Below are 6,420 nucleotides of genomic sequence, written 5' to 3'. Positions count from 1 at the left end.
AGACCTGAACGTACTCATCGAGAACGATGCGGCCTGGCACATCAAGCACGACCAGCACACCGATATCGACAATGAGCGGGTCACTCGCGTCAGAAAGGTGCCGGGTGAGGAGGGGGCACCGCCCAGTCTAGGCAACGACCATCTGACCGTTGAAGGGGAGAAGCGGGATCATATCAAGGCTGACTACTCGCTGACTGTGGATGCGTCCATGCATCAAAAACTCGGTCAGAGCTGGCTTACCCAGGCGGGGCAGGAGGTGCATGTCAAGGCGGGTGCCAAGGTGGTGCTGGAGGCGGGCTCTGAAATTACCGTCAAGGTCGGTGGCTGTTTCATCAAGGTCGATGGCGGTGGCGTCACTCTGGTCGGCCCCACCATCAAGATGAACTCGGGCGGCAGTCCAGGCTCCGGCTCCGGTTGGGCGGGCCAGATCCCCAAGAGTTTAGAGGAAATGTTGGATGCCCCAAATAAACACTGGATGAAGTTCTATCACCTCGACTCCGAACTGATGCCCTTGGCAGGGACCCCCTATAAAGCTGTGTTGAGCGATGGCTCTGTGAGGGAGGGCACTCTGGACGGTGAAGGTATGGCGCTGCTTGAGGAGGTGCCCGCTGGTACTGCTTCTGTGAGCTATGACGTGCAGGACAACTTTGTCGATTTGCCCCGTGAGCCCATCTCGGCCCTCACCGGCCATCTCGACAGTCTGAGTGACGAGGGCTGATATGTTCGGTAACGATCTGTTTGAGCAGCTCTATGACCACCTGGATAAAGCTGTGTCCGGCGGCGCTGCCTATGTCAAACAAAGTGCAGAGGCGGTAAAGAAGGGGGTTGCTTCCAGCCTGCAGTGGATTTGGGAGGCCCTCCAGGGGGATTTCAATCCCAACCAAAGTGCGGGACAAATCGCCGCCAATGCGGTGTTGGGTCTTATTCCCGTGGTCGATCAGGTGTTGGATTGTCGCGACCTTATTGCCAATGCCCGGGATATTTCCCGTGATCCCAAGCAGCCGGAGAAATGGGTTTTCCTCAGCTTTACCCTGATAGGTCTGATCCCGTCACTGGGTTCTGCGCTCAAGGGGGTGTTGAAAATCATCTTCCTGTTTGTCCGTAAGGCGGGCGGTGATGCCACCAAGGCGATCAGACCCGCCATGGTACCCGTGTTGACGTTTCTCAGTGACCCCAAGGTCAAGAAAGTGCTGGGTATCTCGCGCCTCGACAAGGTTCTGAAAGGATTTGCCGGTCAGATCAGGGGGTTGAGAGGGCAGATCGCTGTCAGCGTGCTGCTGGGCTATCTGGACGATGCCGTCAGATCGCTGACCAGTTTGATCGGCAAGGTAAAAGGATTGGCACCAGCATCGGTCAGGATCTGGCTGGAACAATCCCAGCGCCTGGTGCTGCAGATGCAGTCACAGGCAGGTCAGATGTTGCCTGCTGCCATGGGACCCGTGCTCAAATCCCTCGATGAGATTGCCGCGGGATTGGAGAAAGAGGCGGTCAAGCATGCCCCAGGTTACAAGGCCGTGCCCGGTGGCACCGTTATCCACCCGCTGCCGGATGATGTCGTCAAAGTGGATCTCAAGATCCTGAGCCGCTCCAAGAAAGGGATTTATGGCGAGATCATCAGCGACAACTGGATGGCAAATCACAAGTTCGAGAACCTGTTGCCAGAACATCGCCGGGTACGTAGCCTGAATGACAAGCCCAGAGGGCGGGGCATCGATGGTATCTACAAGAACACCAATCCTCCGCCTCCCTACGTGGTGACCGAGACCAAGTTTCGGACGGCAGGGGGGGAGTATATCGACGAGGATGGCACCAAGAGCCCCCAGTTGTTGTCGATGACCAAGGGGTCGGGCAAGCAGATGAGCAATTTGTGGATAGAAAGGCGATTACCGGATGAAATAGCAGATAAAAAGCTATTGGCGGATATCAGAAAACAAAAATATGAATCTTGGTTGATGATCGTCGATGAGTCTGGTGAGGTGATTCAGATCACCAAGTTGAATAAGAATGCCGATGCTATCGGTACTATCCCGGTCAAGTAGGAGTAGAAAATGAGTTCGTTTATTGAGCAGCGTCGAGATCCACTATTATCTGAGGATTTCTTCTTGGTTCAGCTAGAAGACTACAAAGAATCGCTCTATTTTGACCAGGAGTGGTGGAGCTGGATAAATGATCCTCACCATGAACGCTGGAGTGACCCAGCAGGATTGCCTACTCGCTCTGGTGCCAGTGCTGGCATGTTTATGGATAATCTTGAACATCTGATCTTGCTTTATTCTGGCGGGGTCTCTCATGAAGAGGTTATTGCTCAGCTAGGCGTCGTCACTAAAGAGTTTTTACGCCATAAAAAAGAGTTTCCAGATGAACAGTTTTATTACTGGGAGCAAGATGCCTATCAATATCTGCTCTGGATGTTTTCATTAAGCATCCTCTATGGCCAGGATGAGATGTTGCCCGAGTTGGTGCGTTATATCAGTAAGAATCCGGAAGGGGACGACGACCCACTGTGGAGCATGTTGTTGGCCCGCTTGGGTTATCCTGGCTTCCCTCGAGGCCCAGAATCCTATATTCCCGAGGTGTATCGCCCGCTATTTGATGCCATCAAGGGAGATGGTGTAAATCCCACCAAGGTTGAGCGTCAGGCGAGCATCAAACAATACCTCAAAGGATGGTACAAGGGGTGTAAAGAGTGCTATTGGCACGACAGGCACAAGGCAAAGCATGCCATCTACTTTGGCTATTGGGCTTTTGAAGCGGCGCTGGTCACCCTGCTTTATGAGCTGGATGACAGCAGCTATCGAGACATGCGCTATTACCCCAAGGATCTGGTGGATTATGCCAGAGCCAATGGTATTGCAGAGAAATGGCAGGTATTGCGAGTAGCCCAACATCCTATTGCCATGCCGGGTTCAATGGTGGAGCAGGATGGCAACTGGCGCTGCAACCTGACCGATGAGCAGTGGCAGCTTCGCAAAGGGCAGCGTTTACCTTCCCAAACCCATGTCAACAAGGACGACATGTTGTTCTGGGTACAGGAGTAGTTTGCTTTTATCGATCATGCGTTGCCTGCGTGATCGATACATCGCGAACCGAGCATCGTTTTGGTGCTGCGGCGGTGTTGCTTGGCACCCTTGGCTCTGTATGAAAAAATCGAGAAAGAAAGGTGAAGGCGATAAAAAAACTATTCCTGCTCCTCTCCGTCATTATCTTGTCGCCCCTGTTGATTCTCATGGTCTATGTCGAAAGACGAAGAAAGAAATGGCTTCTATCAATTTTACTATCCCCTCTGCCTGAAGAGATCAGAGCCAGCAGATTGAACGCGCTGATGAATACCCATGCCGATGAGCTACAGGGCGGCATTGTGTCAGCACTTGTTGAATTCAACTCTAATGAACATTGGGTGTGTCTCAATATTGACTGGCGAGACGTTGAGGAGGTTGAGTTACAGGGCAATGCATTGGCGGATATTCACGGCTTGAAGGATCACTTCACTTGTTCAGAGCCGGGTGAGGAGGCATCGGTTTGGAGCATGTTGGTGCTTTATGACTTGTGGCTGCAAGCGCGAGGATATGAAGTCGTGCTTTGGGATATAGATGCAGATCAATATACAGGGTTTATTTGTCGAACGGATGTTCTCGATAAACTGTTAAACGAGGGGCGCAAGCTGGGGCTGGACCTGAACAAGCTGGACCATGTGAACGAGCAATAATATTCTTAGGCAGCATGGAAATTACCATAATAAGACATGTTTAAAGAAAGTTGATGAGCAATAGAAAGTCTATCTGGTTGTAAGAAATAATTATGTACACAGCCACCCTACCATCTTAATTATTCGCAGATACAAACAATGACATACCGCACATTATGGTTGGTACTGGCGACCCATTGGCTCGCCGCTTGTACTACAACGACGTTACAGACCGAATCCGAACTGACTCAAGCCGCCCACCAGGGGCAGGGTAAGGCGCAATATGAACTGGCCAATCGCCTGGCCGCCAAGCCCGATTATCCCGAGGCGATGCACTGGATGAAGCAGGCCGCGGATCAAACAGGGCCTTTGGCTGCGGATGCCGACATTCGGGGAAAAGCGGCTCTGCAGGTAGGAAGCTGGTATCAGGTGGGTCTTGGCGAGCCAAAGAATCCTCAATTGGCCGAGAACTGGTGGCAGCGCTCGGTCAAGCTGGGCAACCGTGAAGCCAGTTATCAGCTGGGGAGGAATTGTCAGCAGCAGCACAAAGGCAAGCTGGTAAGCGAGTGCCTCGACTGGTTCGAGCAGGCAGCCAAACGGGATCATGCCGAAGCGCAACTGATCCTGGGGCAATGGTATGCCAAGCAGCCTGGAGCCGATGTGGATGCCGTCAAATGGTTGGAGAAAGCCGCCGAGCAAGGCAATCGCGACGCGCAATATCAGTTGGGATTGCGCTACGAGCAGGGGCAGGGGGTAAGTAAACGGAGCGATGTGGCGCTGCGCTGGTTTGAGAAGGCAGCTGCCCAGCAGCAACCGGATGCCTTGCTGATCCTGGCACGCAAGGCCGCACCTGAGGAGGCGTTCAGTTTCTATCAGCGGGCTGCCAATGCAGGGTCTGCGCCAGCTCAACTGTGGCTGGGGCAGGCTTATCTGGCAGGAGAAAAGGTCGTTCAGGATCTTGCCTTGGGTCGCTATTGGCTGGAGCTGGCTGCTGGCAATGGTTCTCATGAAGCCGAATATCAGTTGAGCCTGCAACAGAGCGATGCTACGGCGCGAGAGCATTGGTTGACGCGTGCCGCAGAGGGCGGTTTTAGCCAGGCTCAGCTTACATTGGCGCAATGGCTGCAAGAGCGCGGGGATCTCGCCGCCGCTCGCCAGCGTTTTTCGCAGGCGGCAGCGCAGGGCAATGTCGATGCCTACTATGCCTATGGTGAGATGCTGCGGTTGGGGCTGGGCGGCAAAGAGGATTATGCGCAAGCCCTCAAACAGTATCGATTGGCTGCCAATGCGCATCATAGATCTGCCCAGTATCGCATGGGGATCATGCGTGAGCAGGGATTGGGGGCACCTCGCAATCGACTGCATGCTTATGCGTGGTATCTGCTCGCGGCTACGGATGGGAATCATGATGCAACCAAGGCACGTGATGAGCTGGAAAAAGGCATGACGGAGAAGGAAAAGAGTGCCGGTCAGAAGCTGGCGCAGCACTGGTTTTCTCAGCAGCGGAAGCTGGAGCCAATAGGGTAGACCATCATGTTGATTTATATCATGAAATGATTTCCCCATGATTCATGAACTTGAATTTATCAAAAGAGTTTTTTGATTATTAACTTTTTTGTTTTTTTCGTGGATATGAAGCATACCCATCATGATTATTTATTATCAATGTCAGAGAGTTTTACTCTGTGCGCCAGTTATTGACGCCGGCAGCGCATCTGTCTTGTTGCGCCAACACTTGTCGTAGGTAGGTGCGAGTAAACTGATTTAGTTTTTTAGCTCACTCATTGAATCTTATGTTATTTTTCCTTCCACATATGATGCATATATATTGGTTGTTTTTGTTTTATTCTTTTGTGTTTTTGTAACTTATTGTTTTTGTTGGTTTTTTATTATTATAGCATTTAATTCATTTAATGTTCTGTTGACGTGGGTAAATATATAAATATACCATTTGTCGCAAGTGGCTCTTAAGCCAATATGACCTCTGACAAAGAGCAGAGGCATGAGTGGGTTGTATGAATAACAAGATGCATATTGTGTTTCTGATTATTAGAGCATCTGCTCTTTATGTATCAAAAACATATCAATCGGCCAATGGTTTTTCCTTTCGCTATCCAGCGATATCGTCAACTGTCATTTTTGACAGTTGTTGGTTAAGCCATCGGCTATAAGCTTTTGGGTCTGAGCTGATCCATAACTTGGTATTTAGAGCATGGGAAAAAGTATCGATGGCGCCACTGTTGCGCCCAAAGAACGTATCAATATCAAATATGTGCCGGCAACCGGTGGGCAGCAGGGAGAAGTTGAACTTCCGTTGACCATGATGGTGGTAGGCAATATGAAGGGACGTGCCGAAGAGACGCCTATCGAGGAGCGTCAGACCGTCTCCATCGACAAGAATAATTTTTCTTCCGTCATGAAAGAATCCGCACTGGAACTGAATTTTTCCGTTCCCAATCGCCTGGAGGAGAACAGCCAGGAGGAGATGCCGGTTTCGATCAAGATCCAGTCTCTGGAAGACTTCACTCCGGATCGAGTGGCCCAGCAGGTACCCGAGCTGCGCAAGCTGCTGGAACTGCGCGAGGCGCTGGTTGCCCTGAAGGGACCACTGGGAAATATTCCCTCCTTCCGCAATCGTTTGCAGGATCTGCTGTCCAGTGATGAGGCTCGTGAGCAACTGCTCAAGGAGCTGGATTTGATTAAACCTGCCGAGTGATCGGCTGGTTGGATTGATT

At 51.4% G+C, this 6,420-nt stretch carries 5 protein-coding genes and 1 pseudogene; all 6 read left to right on the top strand.

The window, feature by feature from the left end; all coding sequences use genetic code 11:
* Positions 1-718 (top strand): annotated as a pseudogene (locus ACM3N8_RS22100) (type VI secretion system tip protein VgrG); the annotation flags it as partial.
* A 1-nt stretch (position 719) separates the two neighbouring features.
* Positions 720-2,039, top strand: coding sequence for a hypothetical protein (locus tag ACM3N8_RS22095; RefSeq protein WP_416016599.1), 1,320 nt, complete (start codon positions 720-722; stop codon positions 2,037-2,039).
* Positions 2,040-2,048: 9 nt separating this feature from the next.
* A complete protein-coding gene (locus tag ACM3N8_RS22090; RefSeq protein WP_416016598.1) occupies positions 2,049-3,038 on the top strand; it encodes a PoNe immunity protein domain-containing protein in 990 nt (329 codons plus the stop codon).
* Between the two features lie 122 nt (positions 3,039-3,160).
* Entirely contained in the window at positions 3,161-3,706 is a 546-nt protein-coding gene (locus ACM3N8_RS22085; protein ID WP_416016597.1) for a hypothetical protein, read from the top strand.
* A 138-nt stretch (positions 3,707-3,844) separates the two neighbouring features.
* The gene (locus ACM3N8_RS22080) at positions 3,845-5,212 is read left to right on the top strand and encodes a tetratricopeptide repeat protein (RefSeq protein WP_416016596.1); all 1,368 of its coding nucleotides are present in this window, start codon (positions 3,845-3,847) and stop codon (positions 5,210-5,212) included.
* Between the two features lie 685 nt (positions 5,213-5,897).
* The gene (gene tssB, locus ACM3N8_RS22075) at positions 5,898-6,401 is read left to right on the top strand and encodes a type VI secretion system contractile sheath small subunit (protein ID WP_043141085.1); all 504 of its coding nucleotides are present in this window, start codon (positions 5,898-5,900) and stop codon (positions 6,399-6,401) included.
* The last annotated feature ends 19 nt before the right edge of the window (positions 6,402-6,420 follow it).

Origin of the sequence: Aeromonas sp. A04, from assembly GCF_047780465.1 — a bacterium.
Taxonomy (GTDB): Bacteria; Pseudomonadota; Gammaproteobacteria; order Enterobacterales; family Aeromonadaceae; genus Aeromonas; species Aeromonas bestiarum.
Note: the sequence above shows the minus strand (reverse complement) of the source record. Positions and strands in the feature narration are given on the sequence as shown.